The sequence below is a fragment of the Sphingobacterium zeae genome (genome assembly GCF_030818895.1).
Taxonomy (GTDB): domain Bacteria; phylum Bacteroidota; class Bacteroidia; order Sphingobacteriales; family Sphingobacteriaceae; genus Sphingobacterium; species Sphingobacterium zeae.
The window spans coordinates 1,490,241-1,513,965 of the sequence record NZ_JAUTBA010000001.1; the positions used below are offsets into that span (position 1 = coordinate 1,490,241).

Sequence of the window (23,725 nt, forward strand, 5' to 3'; positions counted from 1 at the left end):
AGCAATTTGACCTTGACAAACTTTTGAAATACCACAATATTTTAAAATGTAATGATTTGATATCTCTAAGCTTACCAAAAAAGCTGAATATTTTTTTTAATTCCTTTATTTAGAGGCTGTTATTTTTTACGAAAATTATTCTTGTGTCATGTTATGTAGCGATTATCTTTCTTTAAGATCTTTCTTTATTATATTTAGTAAATTTTTGACTACATATTGAATAAAAAGATATTAGTAAGTAAACCAATATTACATGAGAAGTGAAGTTATTTGGGGGAAATGGTATACGCCTTTCGTAAGGGTGATCGTGCATATAATTTTTTGGATGTTAGTCTTTTTTACGTATTATTTTACTTATAGAAGGCTAGGAGGGAACTATATCTGGATTTTAGTAGCAAAAGAACTTTTTGTCACTACATCCTTGTTCTATTCCGGTATTTGGCTTATTTCAAAATGGATAGAAAAAAGAAAAGTACTTCCCCTCATAATATTTATAATCCTATCATATATATGGTGGTTAAATATTACTTATTTTGCATGTGACTTTCTTACTGACTTTGAATTAAAGGAAGGTAGTGGCATTTATAAGTATGTGAAATTTTTTACCAGTGATGGATATTTCGGTATTTATCGACTTAAAAAATTTCCTGGTGCATTTCCTGATTATTTAACCCTTGTATCCCTACCATTAACACCAAAATTGGTTAAGCATCTTATTGTTCAAGGTAACAAGATGCTCTTATTAGAAAAGAACCAGGCAGAACTCGAACTTGAAAAAGCAAATTTAGAATTAAAGACTACTAATCTTGAATTAGATAAAGCAAATCTGGAACGAGATAACCTTAAGATGGAACTAGAAATTCTTAAATCTCAGATCTCTCCCCATTTTTTATTCAATACGTTAAATAGCATATATAGGCTGGCTGAAAAAGGAGAACCCAGTACTCCTAATACCATAATGAAACTGTCTAATATGTTACGGTATTTGCTTTATCAGACCAATGATGATAAAATATTCATCGCAAAAGAAATTCAGTTTTTAAATGATTATCTGGACCTTATCCAGATCAGATTTGGTAATGACATAAATCTGAATTTTAATATAGAAAAGATAAAGGAACCTTATCGAATAGTCCCATTAATGCTATTGCCTTTTATCGAAAATGCGATCAAACATGGACCAGAAAGAAGCAGAGCAGATGCATGGATTGATGTTTCATTAACAATTGATGCCGGGGTATTGAAATTCGTAGTTGCTAATGGAGTAAATAAAAGCAGTACTGAACCACCAAAAGGCGGCATTGGATTGAAAAATGTTAATAGGAGACTGGAACTTCGATATAAGGATAGATATAAATTAGACATATCTGATAATCTGAATAGTTACACTGTCGTACTTGAAATTGAATTGTAATAAATCTTGAAAAATGATTAAATGTATTGTAATTGATGATGAACAACTGGCACAGGAAATACTCGTGTCTCATTTAGAGAAAATTCCCGATATAGAAATTGTGGGAGTATTTAATAATGCATTTGATGCAATGAAAGTGTTAAGATCAAAAGAAATAAATCTGGTGTTCTGTGATATTCAAATGCCTGATTTGGATGGTGTTAATTTTCTTAAAAGCCTTAAAAATCCTCCTTTATTTGTATTTGTTACTGGTGATCCATCACATGCTATCGAAGGATATCAATTAAATGTCTTAGATTATATACTTAAGCCATTTGGCGTAGATCGTCTTTTGCAGACTATAGAAAAAGCCCAGGCGTACTTAAACCTGGAGAAGGGAACCAAACCGGAACTGAACTTTCTTATAATTAAAGATAGGTCAAATATTATCATTACACCTTACGATGAAGTATATTCAATCAAGGCAGATAAGGATTACGTATGGGTTGAAACATTGGAAAAAACGTACCATGTGTGGAAAAAACTAATGGAAATGGAAGAATCCTTGGTCAATGCAAAGCAGTTTATCCGAGTGCACAAATCTTACATCATTAATCTAGATTATGCCAAGCAAGTTGAAGGTAATATAATAAAAATGAGAGGCAGTTTGGACGATGTGCCAATTGGTGGTCAATATAAAGCAGAATTGTTTAAACGTTTGGGATTAACGGGAGGTTAATAGCTTTTTAACATTCAGTTCTCTTGAACTCACAATTTAAGATCTTAACAAGGAAATGGTAAATTACCATTTCCTGTTCTCTTTGTTTGGTGAAGAAAATTCTATTCAAAAGCATGTGTGTTAGAGAGCCAATTATTCTTAAGTTCATCATTTGAAAATCTTTATTCTTATTGCATTTCTCTGCGACTAAAGTCATTTGGGCCTTATATTCATTGAGTATCGAGCAATAATTAGTGTTTTCTATTTTCATAAATGAAGAGATTTCATCCTTCTTTTCCCGGAAATTTTTATCCAGTTTGTACTTTAATTTTGGTACAGTGTCAAATTCCTTAAGAAAACGGTCTCTCCATAAATTAAGCAATGATATTTGTTCAGCAATTGTATAATTGAATGCTGAAAGAAGATTCTTCGTCATTCCTAATGCCAGCTTCCATCTAAGGCTTTCACCTTCACGTTTAATATAGGGTAATAATTTGGAAATCGTTTCACTCTCTAAATGGAATATAGATTCGCAATTTTCAATGTTTGAGAAACCATAACGTTCAAGTTCCCGTTCATAAGTATCAATCATGAACTTTGAAATGCGGCGACTTTTAATTAATGGCTCCAAGATATTGTTGATACTTTTCGAGACTATTAAAAATGTACTTTCCAATTCTCCATTTAATTGAAATCGTACGCGCAGATGCGGTTCTGGATCGGCATATCTGATATAAAACCATTTTTGAATTTTATCATGTTGCTTTAGCCCTTGAACTATCCGTTGCAATTCTTCTTGAATGATCCTATCGCTTTCTCTTTCACCACAATAAATTTTGAGATATAGCCATTCGCTTCCCGGAACAAATGTTCGCTTAATATTACTTTCGGACTGAATAGGCAGGGAAGAGGAATCTCTAGTGGAATTTCCAATAATTGGAATAATCACTTCATTGGACAATACTTCGCCGTCAGAATTAATAACTGGGCTACTAAATTCATCATAAATATTTTCAATTAGCCTTAAATCATAATTATTCAATTCTTTTAAAAAGATCTGTTTCCCAATTTCGTTATCTAGATCAATTAAAACTTCATTGTCTCCATTGGCGATTAAAACTTTTGTAGGAAGCTGGTATTTTTTTACAAAATATTCGATTTTTTCATTAGCATCCCTAAGATTCAAATTCCTAAATTCTATATGTGGGATATGCCATTCGGCACGGGAAAGAATAAGATGCTTATAGCATATTCTGGGAAAGAAATTTTTTTTTGTGTTTGGGTGCCAATCCCAAGAAATTTTAATGGAATTTTCTTGTTGTTGAACATCACATAAAAATCTATAAATAGTCATTCCATAATGGAAGTTATGCGCGCTGCTGAGTCTAGGAAGTACACGTTTATTTAGATTTTGTGACCTTAAAATTACCTTTCCGTTTACTACTTTTAAATATATATCACTTAATGGTATTGTATGATCCTTATCAACGGCAGCTTGACCAATAATAGGAATTTCATATTCGTATAAACTTGGCCTTGCAAGAATGTTTCCGGCATTGGATTTAGGATAAAATACGATCTCAGCCAGAATAGTTTCATTTAATTGGTTTTGTTCTTCTCGTGCAAGCTTTAAAAGTTTGGTCTTTAGTGTCTCATCAAGATATGAAAAACGGGTGAGCAACGGTAAAGACGATGAGCCTCCACAACCTTTTAAATGAAATCTGAAATCCTTAATATCAGATTTTGTTTCTAATAGGTTACCGAATATATATAAGCCAAGGGGTAACTTGTTTTTTTCTGAATTATTCTTCATCCCAAATATCTCAAAGTCTTTTTCTTTCAGTTCTATTGAACGTTTACTATAATCTGGCTTTTCAGAATACTTTTCTACAATTGATTCAACAAATTCAGAATAATCGGGGATATTGTTTGTTTGACTGCCAGTTAGTCCATTTAGCAGTGGGAGTTCTCTTTCTAAAATTGAGGCTTGAGTACCATATCCAATGCCTTGTTCAAAATCTAAAGCCTCCATCAAGGGTATTTCCTGATCTCCATATCGTGAGTAAAATTTCTTTGTGAAAAGTTGTAGGTCGTCAGCTTTTTTATTATGATTTAAATGTATTAATTCGAATATCTCGCGTATTATAATTGAAATTTCAATATCATTTAGATTGCCTTCGGTCATTTTTCTCATTGAATCCACTTGGAACAAATTTTTGGGATCTTTATGAAATAAACTCGAAAAAGCTTCCTTGATAATACATTTCGATGAGCTGATTCCCTCTGACTCACTGTTAGCTAAAATTTCCGAAAGTTCAATAATACTATTATAAAAATTTGTTCCCTTAGATATATTAAGGGCTCTATTGAAAAAATTATCTAAGCTATCAACTGTAGTAATAGGATCAGTTTCTGGTATGAGAATTTTATGCTCAATTAGCTCAAATATAAATTTTCTAGCCTGAACTTCTGTTACCCCAAACTGTCCAATAGAATTTATTATTTGTTTGATTGTTTTCCCTTTGCTCGTATTGGCAATTACTGTATTGATTAAAATGTTTGAGTTAATCCTCGACCAGTTAAATTTTCTGTCAGAAAAATGCTCTGTATATTCGATGTATGAGAAGTTGTCACCATTATTGACGAGCGTTGAATTTGGATAAAAGATTATTTTCTCAATCGCAATTTCATCGTTTAATAACTGTTTATTTATAATTTCCTGGCTCGCATAATCCAAACGGTATTTAGAAAGAAACTTGTTGTTTAAAACAAGTTTGGTATTTACATTTGAAATATTCCCGATTGAAATAGATGAAAACTTTCCAAATGGAGTAGGGCGGTTAGACATTCTACTGATGTATTTATATATTGACGGCAATATATTCCTAGTTTCCTGTGTAAAGGGTTTATTTAATAATGTTTCTAATTGATTAAAAAGGTCTTGACTGGCTATAGCAATTGCATCAAGCAACTGTGGATCTTTGAAAAATTCAACGATAAAATCCCAAAATTCCAATTCAGTCTTGCAATTATTCACTCTATCGAAAAAGCTAATTGGCAATCTTGGGTTTCTAATTATAAAGAAATCTGCAGGTTTAACAAGCCTATACATTAGTTACCTTAATATTTCTTAAAATTTTGTCTATACATTTATTGAAATCTTCGAAGAGAAATCGGCTTCAATAGTTCATATATTTCCCCATTTGGAATTTCTCCATTATAGTGGCTTATTGGTGTAGCAGAAATTATAACAAAAATTGAGGACTCTGGAAATTTTGAATAATTGAAATCATTTTTATCTCCATAAGGTATAACTAAATCAAGGAAAATTATTGTAGGAGAACAAATCCTCAGTAGACTTTGGATTTCTGATCGCTCGATAGCAGTTCCCATAAGGATTAGATCATTCCTACGACTAATATAGTCTTGTAGCATCTCAATCGCTAACGCTTCATCTTCAATAAGTATACATGAAAAACCATTCTCCATCATGTTAAATTTTAATAAATAATCATTTATGAATAGGAAGTTGTCATTGTGACTGTACCAGTTTGTTCAGTCTCGTCAAAGATTCCTTTACCTGTACTATTTGAATAATCCGCACTTCCGATAATTTCCTTTTCGATTTTTAAAAATTGTTCAATTTCTGAATGTGATAGTTCCATAATTTTTATTGTTTAGTGACTAATATTTTTCACTAAAATCTGCCTACTATCCACTCAAAAAAAATATTCTCGTCCAACTCGAGTTTGACCAATATGAACTACCTATTTTACCCTATTTCTTTGTTTTACAGGATTTAAAGGCATTTTTTCTATGTTTTTCCAGTTTATCGAGTAATTCCATTGTTTTGGATAGGTGAAAATTGAGTTTGACGAGAAAAGTTGGTTCGTGACTCTTTATGTGTTATAATAATTGACAATGGAATGGAAGCGGATTTCTTCATCATATAGAATCTTATCCATGTCCCTTAAGATCATAGTGACCAAGAACTAGGTTATTCGAAGTAGTATGGCACGAATCAATAACGGTTTATATATTGGGAATATTAATGTCGATTTCTAAAAATATGAGATTGACATTTTTCTGTATTTATCGGCCAAGAAGTCTACTTTATTGATAATATTGACTTAAAAATGAGATCAGCCTTCAATTGTGGCAAATCTTAATCTAATTATAAAAAACTTCCTGAAAAGCTTTAACCCATCAGAATTTTGAGGGTTACGCTTCATCCAAATACTCAATTATATCAGACTAACAAATTCTAAACCTATGCAATTTGCTAAAGAAACTATATATTCCGATTGGTCCACAAGTAAATGGTTATTTAAAATTGAAGAAGTATTTTGTCCTCTCGAATATTCTGATCATAATAATATGATGATTAATCAAACTGAATTCTTGGAACTGCTTAAAATCAACATGATTAACTTCCTTTCTAGTTTTACTGAAATTATTGGAACTGCTACTAAAAAAGCAAAAACGGCAATGTCCCAGCTCATATTGACCAGCGACAAAATTTACACTTATTTAATCAACATATCTAAAATTAAATTTATCAGTGAGAAGAGTAATGATATTCGCAAATTGTATCTGCAAATATTATCAATCATTGAGTCTCTATTAGATGATTGTGAAAAATTAAATGAAAAGCTGTTACGAGAATTGCCATTGACAAAATATGCCTCATTTATTGGAATGGGGATATTTAAGAATAACGTTGAAATAGTCAAACTGAAACTAGTTAAGGCATCTTTAAGCTCTGACCTAATTCAAGTAATAATAAATGGAATGATCAGTGTAGTTCGACGAAGGAAGGTTAAAAGAGGCGAGTTAAGATATGCTTACATGATTTTGGGGAGGCTATTAAATATTGAGCACCCAACTTCTGAAAATGTAGAGGATCTTCTCATTGAATATGATTGGATATACTTGAACAAACTGACCCCTCAAAATTGAATTAGAATTAGGGATGCGTAGTGCGTTTAAAGCTGTTATTCAACTGCCATACTGGCTGATGTTGACCCCCTATTTCATTTTTCAGTTCATTGCGCTGGAGCATGCTGACCCCTTAGCAAGTAGTTTTTGTGTATCCGGCCTATGAACTACAGGTCTGCTGATTTTTTGAAGTTCTGAGGATATAGATCCTTTAAGTTTTTATGGTTTATTGACATGATGTTTTCCAAGGTATGCTTTAACCACTGGAAAGGGTTCACCTCATGCTTTTTACAGCTAGCAAAGAATGAGTAGATCATCGCCGCACGCTGTGCTGCTTCATGGCTTCCTGCGAAGAGGTAGTTTTTTCGTCCCAGTGCAACGGGGCGAATGGCATTCTCGATAAGATTATTGTCTATGTGCAGATTTCCATCATACAGGTATGCTGATAGCGCATCCCATCTAGCGTATGCATACGCCATAGCTTTACCGATCTGACTTTTAGGCAATGTGCTTTTTATCTCTTCAAAGATCCATTTGCCCAGCTCGTTAATAATAGGTAAGGATTCGGTCAATCGAAGTTCTTTGATCTGCTCTGCGCTTAGATTTTCGTGTTTGGCTTTCCGCTCAATGGCATAAAGCTTCTGGATCATTAGCAATGCCTTTTCAGCTCTTGCTTTATCATTATCCAATGCTTTTTCAAACTCACGGCGTGCGTGCGCCCAACAGGCCAAGTGCGTCACTTCCTTCTTTTTGCCATACTTTTCGTATACAGTATAGCCATCGGTCTGGAGATAACCCTTAAAGTTTCCAAGCATAGGCACAGCGGCAATGCCACCACGGGTAGGGCTATAATCAAACAGCACGGTTCCCTCCAATGGAGCGTGGTACACCCAATAATAGCCTTGATGGGCAGCGCCTTTTTTATCGCTGTCCAATACTTTTATTGGGGTTTCATCAACCTGTAAATAACCCTGTGATTTGGTCTGGAAGACGAGTTGTTCATAGAGTGGTTCCAGTTTCTCCAAGGCTTGTCTGGCCCATCCTTCGATTGTTGAGGAAGCTATCTGTATATTTTCTCTGGCAAAGATCTGTTTCTGTCGGTATAGCGGGAGATGATCTTGATATTTACCGGTAAGGATCATCGCAAGCAGGCTCGGCCCAGGGATTCCTTTGTCGATTACACGCTCGGGAAGCTCGGCAATGGCCACGGCAGATTTATCTTTGGCAGCATATTTATAACGGATGTAACGTTTGATATAGAACCTTGCAGGTTCGCATTCCAATTCTTCCGTAATTTCTTTACCGATATAAACCATTTGGGATAGATCACCTTCGGGATGGATTTCAACCTCTTCTACAGGGAGGTGGGCAGGTAATTTAGCACGTCCTTTATGATTAGGTCGTTTACGTACATACTCGATCTTTTCTTTGATTTCCTCCTGTTGCTGTATAACTTCGGCCGGCGCTGCTTCAAAGGGAAGCATGGTCTGATTTGGATCGCCTTCGAATCGCTCACGCTTCTGCCCGAACTGCATACGCTTGTACATAGCGAGTTGGGACTCTAGGTAATCTATCTTTTCATCTCTTTCAACAAGGGCTTGGTCACGACTGGAAATGACCTTGATAAGGTCTTCTTTTGAGAGATTTTCCAGTGCTGTTTCCATACCCTAAAGATACGGAATTACCCGCGCTCATGCAATTAAATGCCGCTTTTAAGGCAAAGTAAAACGTCTTTTTTGAATACTTTTTACGACCTGTATCCCCTCAATCATCAGCACCAGATCACTCCATGACAACTCTCCGTTTTTTATACTGGGCGGTACGAAAGTACCGCTCTCCAGCCGTTTGTAATACAGCACAAAGCCACCCTTCTCCCAATGTAACAGCTTCACGTGCGTACGGCTACGGTTTAGGAACACAAAAACCTCCCCACTGGTAGCTTGCCGCTGCATTCCTGAACTGATCAGTCCACAAAGTCCATCAAAAGACTTCCTCATATCGCAAAAACCATCATAAAGATAAAACCTATGCGATGAGCCTAGCGCAAACATCAGTACAGACGGATCAATTGAGAGAGAAGTCCAAGATCATTTTCTACCTTTATACGTACACCATTGGGATAAATTACCTCAACTTCACTTTTTCTGCAGGCCTTGTCGATGGATATAAAACTCCCCGCAGACGAAACGTTTTCTTTACTGCGCGAATACCAATAATAAAAGGTGGCCTCATTTATCCCTTTTTCTGCGCAGTATCGTTTCTTGCTTATACCGCTTTGTTGCCAGTCTGCTATCAGGGCAAACATCTGTATTCTTTTTTCTTCTTTGCTCATTTAGCAAAGCTCCGCATTATACATCGCTCAGAAAATATGTACTTGGTAGGGCGGATACGTTTTTGTTACTTAGTGATCAAACAATTCGGATCACTGATGGCTGGAAAACCAAAACGAATGAGTCAGATAAAGCAATTAATCAGATTGTACCAGAGCGGTAGCGGAATAAAAACAATCGCCCGCATCCTTGGTATGAGCAAGAATACGGTGAAGTCCTATCTTAAAAAGATGGCCGACGGCGGTTTCAATACGGAAGACCTTCTTAAACAGGAGGATCCCCTGTTGGAAAAGTCGTTCCACGCAGGGATGATAACATTGCATCTCAAAAAGCTTGTTCTAATAATAAAATGGTATTAATAGAAACCTCTGCAATTGATAATGATAGAAAAAGATGTACTATGGCTATTTCTTTTGACAATTAATGTTTATAAAATTAAAGCATGACCAAATCGGAGATTTAGTTTTAATTTTGTCGTTTTATATAGATGATATTGTAAATGAAAATCAATTATAAGCCTTCCTTATCGAGACGGAATACTACAACCATGTATGTAACCAATAATGGATTAAAGGTTTTTTGACCTGTCTTTGAAAAGGTTCCCTTATTTCTGAATAATCAAATTCAAAAATATCTTTTACTGGTAGAATTTGTTGGTTGCAATAATAATCATTCATAGATTCCCGCATCCTATATGCGCCTGAATAATAAGGCGTAAGGGGAAGCTGGCGGGAATTATAGACAGAAATGATATCATCCGTTAGTTTACTAAGGAAAGGTTCGTTCTTTTCGGCTGAAAAACATTCAGGCGCGAAAGTCCCGTTTCTTGGATCTTGCAATAAGTACCCTTTATCCAAATTTGAGATTTTGCGGTAATAATCCGATGAATCCACCAGTTCTATATCCCAATCTACATATATACCTGAATGATGTAGAACAATTAGATACCTTGCTATGTCTGATGCTTCGGCAAGATTTCTAGCATTTATAAAAGCCTGTAGAGCATTAGGATAATTAATGGAAATAAAGTCTGATATCTCCACATGATTCCAATATTTTATCTTGAACCCAAAATTTTTCATTTTTGTCCATGAAGTTAAGCATTTATATATAAGTGAATTGGGAATATCAGATAGTAAAATTTGATGAATAATTGGCTCAATCATATCTCTCGTTATAAATTATTAATATGCCCTTTGTTTTTCTTTATCACTGATAAAGTTTCTTTGTCTAGCACTGATGTTCATGCTGCCAAACCTAAAAGATATTGATAGTCTAATGCTTCGACTATCATAATAATTGTCATACGTTTGTTGTACACTGTTGACAATCGCTTTTAGTTTACCTTGTTGTGTTTTGAGAATATCATTAGCAAATAGTGCGAGGTCCCATTGTTCGTTTATTTTGTATCTAAAATTTAGGTTTACATTAAACCGTGGTGATCTTCGAAAAATACCTGTAATCTGAGGAGAATAATAAAAACTTGATAATTGGGTGGTAATCTTTTTACTAACTTTGAAATTGTTGTCTAAGCTTAAATAGATAACATTTACATTATAATCCGGAACGATTTTATTGTCATATTGTTTTATGTTCCTGTGGTATCCATTGAATACGAAGCTGCTTTCAAGCCAGTTACTTTTACGCAAAGTATAAATTGCTGTAAACCCAACTGTTGACATATCATAAAAATTTTGCATGGTGTCAACTACCATCTTTGAGTTTTCATATGGTATGGCAGTTTGAGCAATTTGTTCTTTTGCAAAATTGGTATAAAGTGAAAGATTTAAATTACTATTGTTGGAATAATTCATCTCTATATTATGAGAAAAAGATGGTAATAAATAAGGGTTTCCAACAGTATAGTAATATTTTGAAATATATCTAGCAAATGGATTCATTGCAAGAAAAGCAGGCCTCTCTATTCTTCTTCCATATCCAAGTGAAAAAGCGTTCTTTTCGTTAATTTTATATGAGGTGTAGAGTGTCGGAAAGAATTTCATGTATTTATTCTCATACTTCTTTACTAGGGTATTTGAAATACCTTCTGTAGTTGTATTTTCAATTCGAAGGCCCGCTTTAAGGTCTATTTTTTTACTAATTGCGGTATTAATAGAGAAAAATAGTGAGCCAATATTTTCTTTGAATTCAAACTCATCTGAATAATTGAAAATGGTATCTGTAATTCTAGAAGTTGCGACAGACTGTAAATTATTTCTATTACGAGAAGTTGAGAAGTTTATACCATAATTGATGTCAAACATTTTAATTTTTTGCTCAACATCTAAATTAAAGGAAGTATTTGTAAAAACATTCTGGCCATTATTTCCTGAATACCATTTATTGTTCTGGATAGGGGTGCCATTAGGTAGAAATGTTTCTGAATTAAAGCTTCGAAAATTATCAAAATTGCTTCTATAATGATCTAAGTCGAGAACTATTTCCTGTCCATCCTTTCCAAGGGAATATGTCGAATTGAAGTTTAAGCCTAAACTATTAGTCGTAGAATTTTGTGAACCATTTCCATTAATAATAGAATCCAGAAGCCCTGTTTTCTGCATAATATTTGTAATAGTATTATCGTTTGCATGTGGTCTATTATCATTGAGAAAAGCCTGAGCTCCAACACTCAATTTTTCACTCACTTTGTAATCAGCTTGTATCCTTCCATTATAATATTTGCTAAAGCTCCTCTTTTTACTTATGGTGTTCCAATCCTGTGTATTATAAGCTATATGGGGTTTTTCTGTGAATAAAACAGAACCCTCAGTCATATTTAAACTAGAATAAAGCGAGAGCCTGTCCTTTTTGTAATTGAAGCCGGCTCCTAAATTTATAGTTGGGTGAGTTGTCTGTGTAAATATGGAGCGGGCGGATGCGCTCCAAAAATCATTGACTATTTTTTTAAGCTTAATATTTAGAATACCAGCATTCCCTGCAGCGCTAAATTTAGATGGAGGAACGGTTATGACTTCGATACTTTCAATAGATTCAGATGGTATACTTCGTAAATAGGAAGTTAGATCATCGCCAGAAATGCGTAGGATTTTATCATTTACCATAATGGCTACACTACCTTTACCTATAATACTTAATGCATCGTTTTCCGCCATAACAAGCGGGGTGACTTTTAAAACGTCCATAGCATCACCACTTAAAGATACCATACTATTTTGAACATTAAATACAAGACGATCTACTTTCCGTTCAATAAGAGGTTTATTGCCATTGACAACTACCTCTTTTAGAGTATTGACTTTTTCAGTCATCCTAAAAGTCATTTTTTTTAAATGTCCTGAAATAAATGTGGTATCAATATCGATAAAACCTGTATGTTGAAGTTTTAGACGATATGTTGATTTTTCCTTCAAGTTATTGAAAGTAAAATTACCATTCTGATCAGAAGAAGAATATTGTAACACGGTGGTATCATGGATAAGTTTGATAGTTACAAATTCGAGATTTTTATTTTCCGCAGTAATAATTTTTCCTTCCACACTTTGTGCAAAAACGGGGCTCAAAAATTGTAATATCAAAAAAAAGCTTAATAAATACTTGGACATTTTCATTTAAGATTTATGGAAAACTTGCATTTTCCGTCAAAAATTGACTTTATTGAACGAAAGATTTAGTTAAATTCCTTTTTTATATCTTGCAAACTCTTTCTCTTGATGGGTTTTAATTACGCAATCCGAAGTTGCAAAGCCAGTACATGCTAAGAAATATCCTTCTTTTATGTCTTGGTCTTGTAATGTTGTTTGGGTAGTATGAATAATACTCCCCGAAATTAATTTACAAATACAACTATTACAATCACCAGTTCGACATAAATAAGGGAGGTTAATATTCTCTTGTTCTGCAAGAATTAAAATAGGTTTATCCTCATTTGTTACTATTTCCTTTTCAATTCCTCTTTTTTCATTAATAAATGTTAGTTTATTTGTTGTTGACATTATTTTATAAATTTATACAATTTTTAATAGCAAAACCATTCAATCCGGCTTGGAAATAAGGCATCCTTCCTTTTATTCTTTTATTATTTCCTCCATGTTTATTATGGAGTTCAAGAATCCATGAATCTGGAAGATCTTTACATTTGAAATTGATTTCAATTCTGCAATGTTTTTCATCAGAACTTTTATTTTTCCAAATTTCATCTATATTAAGGGCTTGTTGATGAACTTCATCATTGTTACTCATAAATCTTAAATGAGCAAATTCATATAAATACAATTCATTTTCATCAATAACAGAGTTTGGTATATGGATATAATTGTTTACATATGAATAAAAACTGTTTTTCCATTCCTCTTCATTATTATAAATGGTTGGATTTATCGGGGGAAGGTTCATTAAAGTATAATCTTGTATTTTGTTTTCATTGAGTAATATTCCCGAATATCTTTCATAATCTTTTAAATGCCTAACTTTTCCCAGTCCATAATCTCCCCAATTATAGTAGGTTCTTTTTTCTGATTGCTCAAATAGACGTTTTAATCGTCGCATTGCTTGATTCTCCAAAATTCCTGTATCAAAATGGTCATCCCAGTGCTTAGGTGTTTCTTTTCGGGTATAATAATGCCAAGTAATATTTATATGGGGATGATATAAATCATAGCCATGTGTATAAGCTCGAACGGCTAGATTAATCTCTTCACCGGAAAAATATAAGTGAGGGTCATCTAAGATTTCTTTACAAAAAGCTCCTATTGAAAAGCAGAATCCCCCAGCTAGAAATCTTGCTGGTATAGGTTCAGTAAGAACTTTCCAATTAGGAATTTCTGATGGCCATCCAATAGGATATATTCCATGTTTATCAAATTCACGGAAAATAATTTGATTTGGCGCAGTTTCTTCATGTTTAAAATTAAAAGGTTCGAAATGAGGAGGATAAGTTGTTAAGATTGGTTTTTTAATACCTTTTAGCCTTAAAGATTCAAGCATTTCTATCAAGATCCTATCCCATTCCCAAATAAATCTCATATGCGAGTCTATTTGTAACGTATATGCTTCATCTTTGTATTCACGTTGGATTAAATTTCTTGCCCAACACAGACCTTTTGATTCTTTATATGGAATTTCAATTATATTGATTTGAGGATGAGTTTTGAACTCTTTAAATTCAAGGTTATAGTTATCTTCAGGATTATATTGATGGCAAATAGTTATATTCAAGTTTTCCGGATTCGTTGCTTTCTCAAGCATATCCTTCAATGTTGAAACCAATAATGGGTCTCTATATGCTGCTATTTGGACAAAAATTGACATTTTTGATTCGGATTAAGTGAATAATAGGCTATTGATTAATAATAACTAACAATACATTCATTTAAAGATGACTTTTGGTTCAAATAACTGACTAACAAACGATCTTCAATATTATATTTAAAAGTGGGGCAACCGAGAGATTTACCCTCTTCTCTTTTTAATAGACAGCCACCTCCACATAACGGTAATAAATTGCAACTATAACAAATTGGTTTATTTTCCCGTAGTTCAAGCATCCAATTCCTAAATTTAGTCGAGTGTACATGAATCCTAACATCGTCGCTGACATTTCCAATTAGATTATTCTCGATTATATTTGGTGTTGATAAAGGAAGTGCATTACAGGAAAATAAATTTCCATTTTTATCAACAGATAATGAATTTTGGTCTGTTGCCGCACATGGTAAATTAACACGAGTTGGAAGTATACTCTGTATAAATCCCTTTTCTATTGCATAGAATAAACACTCAATCTCATTCTCAGCTAATTCATCTTTAGAAGTATCGTTGTTTTTTAGAAAATCAAATTTAAAGGTAATTCGATTTTGAGTCTCAGCATGTGAAAATTTATCAATAATGTTAAAAACATCATTAATTTTATCGCTTTTAATGGTGAGTTCAAATATAATTCCATCTTGGGGCCGGAAAGGAAAGTTATCTAATATTGATAATATATTTTTGATTGTTATTTCAGTGGATTCATAGTTTGAACATTTTAATGTTATGTGATATTTTTTTATCATGCACAAATTGAAAAGCATTGCAAAGACTTTCTCAGTTAGAAATTCGCCTTCACAAATTAGTGATGAAGCATAGTATATATCATTCATGTCTGTAATTCTCAAATTTGACTCTGATATTGAAATCATTGTTTCAATAAATTCAGTTGGATCATCTATTTTCCATGTCAAAAAGAATGTTTTTAGATTTTTTTTGATTAGCTCAATTTCTATGTAAGAATTGATAGAATTAACAAAATCATTTTTGGGTCTAGAAATTGTATTGTTCTTTGAGCATGAATTACACCCAGATCTACAACTCTCAATCAAGTTCACAAATAAGGAGATATTATCATTAGTTACTTTATCGTAATCATATAACTCAACAAACTCATCGTTGCCATTTTGTATTAATATTCTGCTATTTTGTAACTCCGTTATTAGTCTTTCATCCAAATTGTAGAAATCTTCATTCGTAATTTTTTGAAATACTTCGTCCCTTACTACGATAGTTTGGTTAGAAAGACATGAATAAATTATTGTCATCTTGGAAGTCACAGTTTCCTTAGCGTCTTCTATAGAAGTTGTTATGATATATTTGGATAGTTTCATCTCTTTATTAATTTTCTAATCATCGACTCTATAATATTTTCTTTACTGGTTGTGATCTTTAAACCAACATTCATTCCGTCAACTGGTTCGATAACTCGGCTATTGTCTAAGCGTAATTTTTTAGTTTGATAAAGTGTACTTTTCAAGGAGATGTAAGTATGTTGATCTTGACACCAAGATGAATCAATAGTTCCTAAAATTGATCCAAGATCTACAGATTTGTCGCCTAAAAATGTGATTTGAGTTTCTAATCCGTGATCATATTCTATCTTCGGGTCGTCCATATTTAATTTGATAACTAAGCAATTTTCATTAACAATCAACTGGTTTGAAGATATTGTTGCAAGAAATCGATCGTAGTTTTTAATTTGAATTTTATTGATTAACAACATGGCTAATAATATGGATAATGTTATTAGCAAATTGCCCCAGCTAATGAAAAAATGTGGAGGTTTGTTCATCACTTCCTGAACCTCAGGACTTCTCAGTTCATATTTTGATTTTAATTCTGCCATGTCGAATTTTAATTACCTAATTCCAGCTGGTTTTTTACCAATTCATAATATCTACCTCTATTTGAAATCAATGTCGAGTGGTTACCTATTTCCTCTATCTTGCCGTCATTTAATACAATAATTTGATCTGCTTTCTTTACAGTACTAAGTCTATGTGCAATGATTACTACAGTCTTATCTCTGAAAAATTCGTTAAGATAATCTATTATTACTTTTTCATTATTAGCATCCAAACTACTTGTTGCTTCGTCAAAAAATATATATTCAGGGTTTTTATAAACCGAGCGGGCAATTAAAATTCTTTGTCGTTGACCACCGCTAATGCCCATTCCTGATAAGCCAATTTTTGTGGTATAATTATTCGGAGTACTTTCAATAAAATCTTGTAAGTTTGCCACTCTAATTGCCATTTCCATCTTTTTTTCATCTATGTCGCCGCCATCCATCGCAATATTTTTGGCAATTGTATCATAGAAAATGTAGCCGTCTTGCATCACACTTCCACAGTGGCTCCTCCACAATTTGGGGGATATTTTATTTAAATCTGAGTTTCCAACTAATACTCTTCCTTGTGTTGGTTGATAGAAATTCAGCAATATTTTCATTAGGGTCGTTTTTCCACTACCACTTGTTCCAACAATAGCAGTTACTTTGCCTTTTGGGATTCTTAGGTTAATATTTTTTAAAACATACGGAGAATTTGGTCCTTCGTATTGAAAGGAAACATTCTCAATAAATAAATCCCCTAAAGTTATTTGCGGGTACAATATCTTATTTTTTACAATTGCCTCCTCATCTTGTTTATTATGGATCTCTTGTAACCTAGACATACTTAATTTGGCATCTTGTGCGGCCCTAATTAAATTGACTAATTGCTCGATGGGACCAGAAGTCTGGCCAATTATATAAGATATACTTAGAAGTTGACCAATTGTTAAATTCCCTTTAATAGCCTCAGTTGCGGCAATAAATGTGATAAGGATATTTTTGACATGAGTCACGAATATTAGGCCGGTTCGTTGATATTGTTCTAATGCAAGGCTTTTAATATTTAATTTGTAATCTTTTACTTGTAATTGTTCCCATTCCCATCTTTTTGGAGTCTCGCTTCCAAAAAGTTTTATTTCTTGCATACCTGTGATCAATTCATAAAGTTTATCCTGATTTTCTCTGCTTCGGGAAAACCTTTTGTAGTCCATCTCCTTTCTTTTTTTCTGGAAAAGCAGAATCCATATTATCCCAAAAAAGCTAAAGGCAACAAATAAACTGAGGATTTTTAGATTATAAACTGCTAGAACTATTGTGAATACAATGATATTTACAAAAGAAAAAAGTGATGTAAGTACAGAACCAGTGAGAAAATTTTCAATTCTATGATGGTCGTTAATCCTTTGAGCAATATCCCCAACTGCTTTTGAGTCAAAATATCTTATTGGAAGTTTTAATAATTTGGACAAAAAGTCAGAGATTATACTTAGGCTGATTCTGGAGTTGATATGTAAAAGTAACCAGGAGCGCACTAATTCGATACTCATGTTTCCAAAAATTAGAAAGAGTTGGGCTAGCAGGATTACGTGTACTACAGATAAACTTTTCTCCGAGACACCTTGGTCAAGTAATATTTGTGTTGTAAAGGGAAGTGTCAGAGAAATTAAACTTGCAGCCAACATACCAATAACTAGTTGGGCAATATGCCTCTTGAATGGTTGTAAATAATGAAATAAAAATTTCAAACCCTGTTGTTTTTCTTTTATTTCTTTTGCATTGTAAAATGTGGGGGTAGGTTCTAAAAGCAAAGCCACCCCTCGTTCATTGTACGTAGAAACCCAAGCTTTATAAAAGGTTTCTTCATCTAGTTTAACGATGCCATGTGCAGGATCGGCAACTACAAAGACTTTTGAATATGATTGCTTATGAAATATTCTTTTTATGAAATTTCCTTTTCTTTTAATTTTTAACAAAACAACAAAGTGTTCCTGATTCCAATGTAAAATACATGGTAATGGACAATCGTTGATAAGCTTTTGCATGTTCAATTTTACCATCAGCGATCTGAATCCAAGGGTTTCAGAAGCTTCACTAATGCTTAAAAGACTAACTCCATTTTTTCCTAAATGGCACAATTCACGGAGATACTCCATGGAGTAGCTTTTTCCATAAAATTCTGCTACCATTTTTAAACAAGTAGGGGCACAGTCCATTATATCATGTTGGATGGAAAACTTGAACATAAATATTAATTCATTGATGTTACAGTAAAATCATTGATCCGAAGTTTGGAGGTGCTTATATTTAATTCATTGAGCTGATAGGCGTAAATTGAGCTTTTTAGATCTGACGGTATCAATTGAAAAACATTTTGGAAATTCAGCATATTAGCTAATATGAAATGTTGTATGGAGGTAGGAACTTGCTTATTGAAAATATTAGATTTGATAGATTTTTCTATTCCATCCATTTGCTTACCATTCAGAATTAGCAAGAAAATATCGAGTGAATCCTTTAAGTATGGATTGATATTATCATTGTAAGGTATATTAAAATTATCAAAAATAGAAGAAAGATAATCGTTATGAAGTGGATCTAAAGTATCAATTTTTCCTATAGCTTTTGATAATATTCCGTTAATAAATGATTGTAAGATCGACTGATACTGCCCCTCGAAGGACAAAACGCTTGAAAAAGGGAACTGGAAAGATTCCTTTTCATTACTCATTAAATATCTTATCACCTCTCTAGCGAATAGTGCCGATTCGGAATATTTTCCAGCATTAAAATAAACTTTAGATATATTTAGGTATTGTTCTATTTTCATATACATTCCGTCCTCAAATCCATGGTCAATCAAAAAATCGATATTATCGAGTAATTCGACCATATATTTTTGCGCATTGTCGTAATCTTTATTAAGATAATAGTGGTAATAAGCCAACACCGGATTTAGTATTGATTTTACACTGTGATAATCTAAAAGATTATTTGGGTCTAGATTATTGTTCTGTTCTAAAATTTTGTCAACAAAATAGGATGATACATTGGGTTCCTTTTCTTTACAGACCCTAAAAAGTTTTTCGCTCAGGATATAGTTGTAAATAAGTTTTTCTCTAACTTCTTCTGTAGGTCGAACATATTTTAAAAGAGCATAAAAAATATGTCCACTGTCATAGTTTTTATGATTCGATTCTAATTCCTTAGATTCTTCTAGCTCTTTTTCACTCGTTGGAGTATACTTCTCGAACAAATGTAGATATTCAATAATTTGAGATTCATTCATAATTATTATCCTAAAGTTTGTAATTGGGATTTATCAATTAAATATTGTAAAACGAGCTTGTCCTCAATGTTCGCTTTCATTGTGGGGCATGTTATCTCACCATTATACCAATCTTTAGGGCAATTGCCATTGCAAACTGGAAATAGATTACATTTTGAACATTTCGGAGAAACATTACAAGTTGCAAGATCATCATACCATCCTCGAACCTGAGTGTTTTTGTTAAAGGTTGTTTTATCTTGCAGAAGATTTCCAATAATATGTTTTTCCTCCGTATATTTAGGCGTATAGGGGAATTCATAACAAGGCGTGATATTTCCCGTAGCATCATAAACCTCACTAGCTTCGTTGACTACCATACATACATCATAGTTTCTTGTTGGCAAAACGTACTTCACAGGAAATCCTTTTTCTAATAGATACATTAGCCATTCTATTTCAAGTTCAGCGAATTCTATAGTGGTTAAACCTTGTTCATCTCCAACAGTCTTGTCACCCCAATTTGTGATTGGGAAAAAGCCCATTTCAACTTTGTCTTGTAATCCTAAAGATGCCATATAATCAACCATTTCATTTGCTTGTCGATAATTGGTTTCATCAATATTCATCCGAATGAAAATCGGATGTGTTACGAATTGTTGGTAATGATCCAAAGAGCAGATATCAAGTATGTTTTTCATTATAATATCAAAAGTTGACTCTCCTTTTTTCGTTATCCGACGTTTATCGTGATGTTCCTTGGTAGTATCTAAAGTGATTTGAAATCGTTTAACCTTGTGATTTAGATAGAGCTCAGTGAATATATCTTTTTTTAAGCTAAGCCCATTTGTGATGATTGAAGCGCTATACCTAAGATTACGTTTATAAGCAATCTCCTGCATTTTATTGCTTAGATCAATTATGGCAGAATAACCCATTAAAGGTTCTCCCCCATACCAGGTTGTATGAACTAATTCAGTGTCAGGTTTCTTATCTAGTTGATAATATAGCCTTTCAATTATCTTATCTTGAATTTCTTGAGTCATAGTCAGCTTGGAATGAACTTGACCACAGTAGAAACATCCTAATTGACAATTTGCAGTAGGTTGAATGGTCATTGATACACATTTTGTATCTTTAACTCCTAATTTGTTCAATTTTAATATCTCTTGAAACTCATCCTCTAAGCTGTGGACTATAATTTCATACTCCATTAGCCTAGCTAATGCAGTAGTATCAATGGTAGAAAAATCCCCTTTTAATAGGCTTTGATATAGACCCTCCTCGATCAATGTAGATATACCACTTCGAGTAGAAAAGAGTATACGTTGATGAACATCGCTGTTTGGGTCTAAAACATCGGTGATCACTATATATTTTGAAAGTTTGAAATTCATATTTATAAGAGCTTATTTCAATATTATTACTTATTTTAAGTACAAAGCCTATTTCGAGATGACTGTAGGCTAATTATTTGATTACAGCATGCGAATTTTCATCCACATGCCGTAAATTCTTTTGTAATAATTACTATCCGTAATTACTACCATTGTTACAGGTACAATCAGGTTCTTTGGTCGTGTAGTTTGAACCGTTGTTACATGTACAAGCAGCTAAAATCCCACCACGGGTTGCTGATGCTTCATCAAGGTTCATTACTTCAAAACCGTCCGAAAGATTGCCTCCTTTTTGGCTTTCACTAAATTTTAGTAAAGCCATTTGCAAACGTTTTGATTTCATTTGACTTAATTTAAGTTTACAATTCTGCTAAAGTTTTACATTATTAAGCACTTGTTGAATGGCATATTTGACTCCTATGCTGAGTTTCAATTATAGTGGCCGGACTATAGAAGATTTTTGAATTTTGTGTTAATTTCTATATCGATTTCTAAAACTTTCTATTTAAAGGGGGGCGGCTTCTAATATCATAAAAAGCTTCTAGTTGTAGTTTTCTCCCTTCGTCTGTTGCATGGTCGTTATCCTTATGGAGCCTATAGCAATAAATTACGTTCTGAATAAATAGGCAGTTTTCAAATCCAGCAATTTCTAAAAGAGGTAACATTAACGCTTGGTCATACGTCGACATGTAAAATCGATTATCTCCATATCTGTCGTCGCTGTATCTAAAATTCTCAACATTTGGATCTTGGTCTAAAAAAGCTTTGAATAATTTGTATTTAAAAGTTTTAAGATGAGATGCTTTCCATGTTGTCTGCCTCAGCATATTGAATTCCTCTTCTGTATATGGCGAACTCGGATCATAAAAACCATAATTAGTAATATATGAACCATAAGTTAGCAGCGCATCGTCATGATATTTACTGTTTACTATTTGAAAAGCAAATTCTCCGAAAATATAATCATCACCATCTAAGATGATTATTATGTCCTCATCTAAGAAAGACTCTGTTACTAATGCTTGGTATATATTTTCCAATGCTCCGATACGAGAATTATTTATTCTTTTATAAAAATTTGGCAAATCATCATCTATTAACTCTATTGTACCATCATCTGATGCGTCATCCAATAGATACACTTCATAATTGTTGTATTCTTGTCCTAAAATTGAGCTTACACAATCAATAATATAATTTCCAACATTCCTGAATGGAACAAGTACTATTATCCTGTTCGATATTTGATTTTTACTTGTAAAAAGCATGGGCTTTGGTCTATAATCTTTCTTGCTGTTGAATTGATTCTGGTTTATTTTTAAAAACATCCTTAGGATTTCACTAAGGCTATCAAGTAATCTTATTGGTAATTCTATGATTAAAATAATGGATTAGCGTTTTTAACAAAAATAAACTCGACCAAATGCGATTTGACCAATACCAACACTTACTTAACCTAGATGAATTGATATTAAAAGTGTGGTTGATTCTTAATAGATTAAAAGTAGATTGGGAGGGGACGGAGCTTATATCTTTCGAAATTTATTAAAAAACCAATTTGGAAAAAAAACTAAAAAAATAATGTATAACAATTTGAATAAATAATGTCTTATGTCAAATAATTCAGTTTTAAAAAATAGCAGTAATCTTGGTAAAGTGAATAAAAAAGACAATACTATAGCAGACCAAAAAATAAAAAATGATGAAAAATTGGTAAATTTAATAGTTAAGATTTTGGTAAACAAAGCAATAAAGGAGGCTAATGAAAAAGGGTATACGTTATTTAAGGTTCAGCAGTGATGGTCAAAGTTTACATAGTATCGAACGTCAAGATTTAATTACACGCCAATGGATGAATAATAGTGGTGTGGAAATAGTGGATACATTTATCGACGAAGGACATACTGCACGAAACTTTGATAGGCCGGATATTAAGGTACTTTTTGACTTTATCAAAAAGAACCATGATCAAATAGATTACTTGGTTGTAGCTGAATTAACAAGATCCAGTAGAATAGCTGGTGACGCCATTAATATGGTTACAAAAATTCAAGCACTTTATGATGTGAGAATTGTAAGCGCTAGTAGAGGGTCAATTTATGATTGTATGGATCATAATTCCTTCTTTATAATGGGACTTGAATTTTTAATGGGCAATTCTGAAAATATAAAAAGGCAGAATTATATAGATGCAGGAATCTATACAGCAAAAGCCATAAAGGGACTATGAATACAATGAGGACCTGCACCTTTTGGTTATAAAAAAGAAGGAAAGAATGAGGAACGTCGTCTAGTAGTTAATGAAAGTGAAGCGATTGTCATTAGATATATTTATGATGCTTTTATATCAGGAGTTGCTTTATACAAAATTAAGGAAAAGGCTAAAGAAATGGGTTTAAAACGTACGGCAACTACAGCCGTGGAACGAATTCTAACAAATCCTTTGTATTATGGATTCCAACATGTCAAAGCGTGGAAACATAATCCAGGTGGTTTATACCCATTAAAAAATCATGAGCCTATTGTTGATCCAACGACTTGGAAATTAGTAAATGAAAAAATAAAAAGAGGTAGTAAAGAAA

General features: G+C 33.1%; 23 protein-coding genes and 1 pseudogene. 7 read left to right on the top strand and 17 right to left on the bottom strand.

Annotation, left to right across the window (positions count from 1 at the left end):
- Positions 1-253: 253 nt before the first annotated feature.
- Together QE382_RS06160 and QE382_RS06165 are read left to right on the top strand one after the other, a co-directional pair.
- Positions 254-1,414: a sensor histidine kinase gene (locus QE382_RS06160; RefSeq protein WP_307185120.1), complete on the top strand. Its 1,161-nt coding sequence runs from the start codon at positions 254-256 to the stop codon at positions 1,412-1,414.
- 13 nt (positions 1,415-1,427) lie between these two features.
- Positions 1,428-2,132, top strand: a complete 705-nt coding sequence (locus QE382_RS06165; protein ID WP_307185121.1) for a LytR/AlgR family response regulator transcription factor — start codon at positions 1,428-1,430, stop codon at positions 2,130-2,132.
- A gap of 7 nt (positions 2,133-2,139) precedes the next feature.
- On the opposite strand, the gene QE382_RS06170 is transcribed toward QE382_RS06165, so the two are convergent.
- From QE382_RS06170 to QE382_RS06180, 3 genes are read right to left on the bottom strand one after another with little or no spacing between them, the layout of a single operon-like run.
- Positions 2,140-5,223: a lantibiotic dehydratase gene (locus QE382_RS06170; RefSeq protein ID WP_307185122.1), complete on the bottom strand. Its 3,084-nt coding sequence runs from the start codon at positions 5,221-5,223 to the stop codon at positions 2,140-2,142.
- A gap of 38 nt (positions 5,224-5,261) precedes the next feature.
- Entirely contained in the window at positions 5,262-5,603 is a 342-nt protein-coding gene (locus tag QE382_RS06175) for a response regulator (RefSeq protein ID WP_307185123.1), read from the bottom strand.
- A 23-nt stretch (positions 5,604-5,626) separates the two neighbouring features.
- Positions 5,627-5,776 (bottom strand): hypothetical protein, encoded by a 150-nt coding sequence (locus QE382_RS06180; RefSeq protein ID WP_307185124.1) that lies wholly within the window; start codon positions 5,774-5,776, stop codon positions 5,627-5,629.
- 607 nt (positions 5,777-6,383) lie between these two features.
- Here QE382_RS06180 and QE382_RS06185 point away from each other — a divergent pair.
- Positions 6,384-7,070: a hypothetical protein gene (locus QE382_RS06185; protein WP_307185125.1), complete on the top strand. Its 687-nt coding sequence runs from the start codon at positions 6,384-6,386 to the stop codon at positions 7,068-7,070.
- Positions 7,071-7,216: 146 nt separating this feature from the next.
- Here the strand turns inward: QE382_RS06185 and tnpC are convergent, their stop codons facing one another.
- From tnpC to tnpA, 3 genes are read right to left on the bottom strand one after another with little or no spacing between them, the layout of a single operon-like run.
- The gene (gene tnpC, locus QE382_RS06190; RefSeq protein ID WP_307185126.1) at positions 7,217-8,713 is read right to left on the bottom strand and encodes an IS66 family transposase; all 1,497 of its coding nucleotides are present in this window, start codon (positions 8,711-8,713) and stop codon (positions 7,217-7,219) included.
- A gap of 48 nt (positions 8,714-8,761) precedes the next feature.
- Complete coding sequence (tnpB, locus tag QE382_RS06195) at positions 8,762-9,100, bottom strand: IS66 family insertion sequence element accessory protein TnpB (RefSeq protein WP_307185127.1); 339 nt, start codon at positions 9,098-9,100, stop codon at positions 8,762-8,764.
- Entirely contained in the window at positions 9,100-9,381 is a 282-nt protein-coding gene (gene tnpA, locus QE382_RS06200; protein WP_307185128.1) for an IS66 family insertion sequence element accessory protein TnpA, read from the bottom strand. Before tnpA ends, tnpB begins: the two co-directional genes overlap by 1 nt.
- A 117-nt stretch (positions 9,382-9,498) precedes the next feature.
- On the opposite strand from tnpA, the gene QE382_RS06205 reads away from it, so the two are divergent.
- A complete protein-coding gene (locus tag QE382_RS06205; protein WP_307185129.1) occupies positions 9,499-9,738 on the top strand; it encodes a helix-turn-helix domain-containing protein in 240 nt (79 codons plus the stop codon).
- A gap of 180 nt (positions 9,739-9,918) precedes the next feature.
- Here QE382_RS06205 and QE382_RS06210 read toward each other — a convergent pair whose 3' ends face one another.
- From QE382_RS06210 to QE382_RS06260, 11 genes are all read right to left on the bottom strand, one after another.
- The gene (locus QE382_RS06210; RefSeq protein ID WP_293940117.1) at positions 9,919-10,545 is read right to left on the bottom strand and encodes a glycosyltransferase family 32 protein; all 627 of its coding nucleotides are present in this window, start codon (positions 10,543-10,545) and stop codon (positions 9,919-9,921) included.
- An 18-nt stretch (positions 10,546-10,563) separates the two neighbouring features.
- Positions 10,564-12,942, bottom strand: coding sequence for an outer membrane beta-barrel family protein (locus tag QE382_RS06215; protein ID WP_307185130.1), 2,379 nt, complete (start codon positions 12,940-12,942; stop codon positions 10,564-10,566).
- A 69-nt stretch (positions 12,943-13,011) separates the two neighbouring features.
- Entirely contained in the window at positions 13,012-13,332 is a 321-nt protein-coding gene (locus QE382_RS06220; RefSeq protein ID WP_209578895.1) for a 2Fe-2S iron-sulfur cluster-binding protein, read from the bottom strand.
- Positions 13,333-13,336: 4 nt separating this feature from the next.
- Positions 13,337-14,647, bottom strand: coding sequence for a GlcNAc-transferase family protein (locus QE382_RS06225; RefSeq protein ID WP_307185131.1), 1,311 nt, complete (start codon positions 14,645-14,647; stop codon positions 13,337-13,339).
- Positions 14,648-14,682: 35 nt separating this feature from the next.
- Positions 14,683-15,978 carry an SPASM domain-containing protein gene (locus QE382_RS06230; protein WP_307185132.1) on the bottom strand — a complete coding sequence of 432 codons (1,296 nt, stop codon included), beginning with the start codon at positions 15,976-15,978 and terminating at the stop codon, positions 14,683-14,685.
- Positions 15,975-16,493: a hypothetical protein gene (locus QE382_RS06235; protein ID WP_307185133.1), complete on the bottom strand. Its 519-nt coding sequence runs from the start codon at positions 16,491-16,493 to the stop codon at positions 15,975-15,977. The genes QE382_RS06230 and QE382_RS06235 overlap by 4 nt, the downstream gene beginning before the upstream one ends.
- Before the next feature lie 8 nt (positions 16,494-16,501).
- A complete protein-coding gene (locus tag QE382_RS06240; protein WP_307185134.1) occupies positions 16,502-18,724 on the bottom strand; it encodes a peptidase domain-containing ABC transporter in 2,223 nt (740 codons plus the stop codon).
- 5 nt (positions 18,725-18,729) lie between these two features.
- Positions 18,730-19,767 (bottom strand): hypothetical protein, encoded by a 1,038-nt coding sequence (locus tag QE382_RS06245; RefSeq protein ID WP_307185135.1) that lies wholly within the window; start codon positions 19,765-19,767, stop codon positions 18,730-18,732.
- A 5-nt stretch (positions 19,768-19,772) separates the two neighbouring features.
- Entirely contained in the window at positions 19,773-21,143 is a 1,371-nt protein-coding gene (locus tag QE382_RS06250) for a radical SAM/SPASM domain-containing protein (RefSeq protein WP_307185136.1), read from the bottom strand.
- 133 nt (positions 21,144-21,276) lie between these two features.
- The gene (locus QE382_RS06255) at positions 21,277-21,486 is read right to left on the bottom strand and encodes a hypothetical protein (RefSeq protein ID WP_293940135.1); all 210 of its coding nucleotides are present in this window, start codon (positions 21,484-21,486) and stop codon (positions 21,277-21,279) included.
- 148 nt (positions 21,487-21,634) lie between these two features.
- Positions 21,635-22,471 (bottom strand): glycosyltransferase family A protein, encoded by an 837-nt coding sequence (locus QE382_RS06260; RefSeq protein ID WP_307185137.1) that lies wholly within the window; start codon positions 22,469-22,471, stop codon positions 21,635-21,637.
- 283 nt (positions 22,472-22,754) lie between these two features.
- Between QE382_RS06260 and QE382_RS06265 the strand changes: the two genes are divergently transcribed.
- The 3 genes and pseudogenes from QE382_RS06265 to QE382_RS23525 form a co-directional block, all read left to right on the top strand.
- Positions 22,755-22,943 carry a hypothetical protein gene (locus QE382_RS06265; protein WP_293940139.1) on the top strand — a complete coding sequence of 63 codons (189 nt, stop codon included), beginning with the start codon at positions 22,755-22,757 and terminating at the stop codon, positions 22,941-22,943.
- Entirely contained in the window at positions 22,906-23,373 is a 468-nt protein-coding gene (locus QE382_RS06270) for a recombinase family protein (RefSeq protein WP_307185138.1), read from the top strand. The genes QE382_RS06265 and QE382_RS06270 overlap by 38 nt, the downstream gene beginning before the upstream one ends.
- A gap of 84 nt (positions 23,374-23,457) precedes the next feature.
- Positions 23,458-23,700, top strand: a pseudogene (locus tag QE382_RS23525) (recombinase family protein); the annotation flags it as partial.
- Positions 23,701-23,725 lie beyond the last annotated feature (25 nt).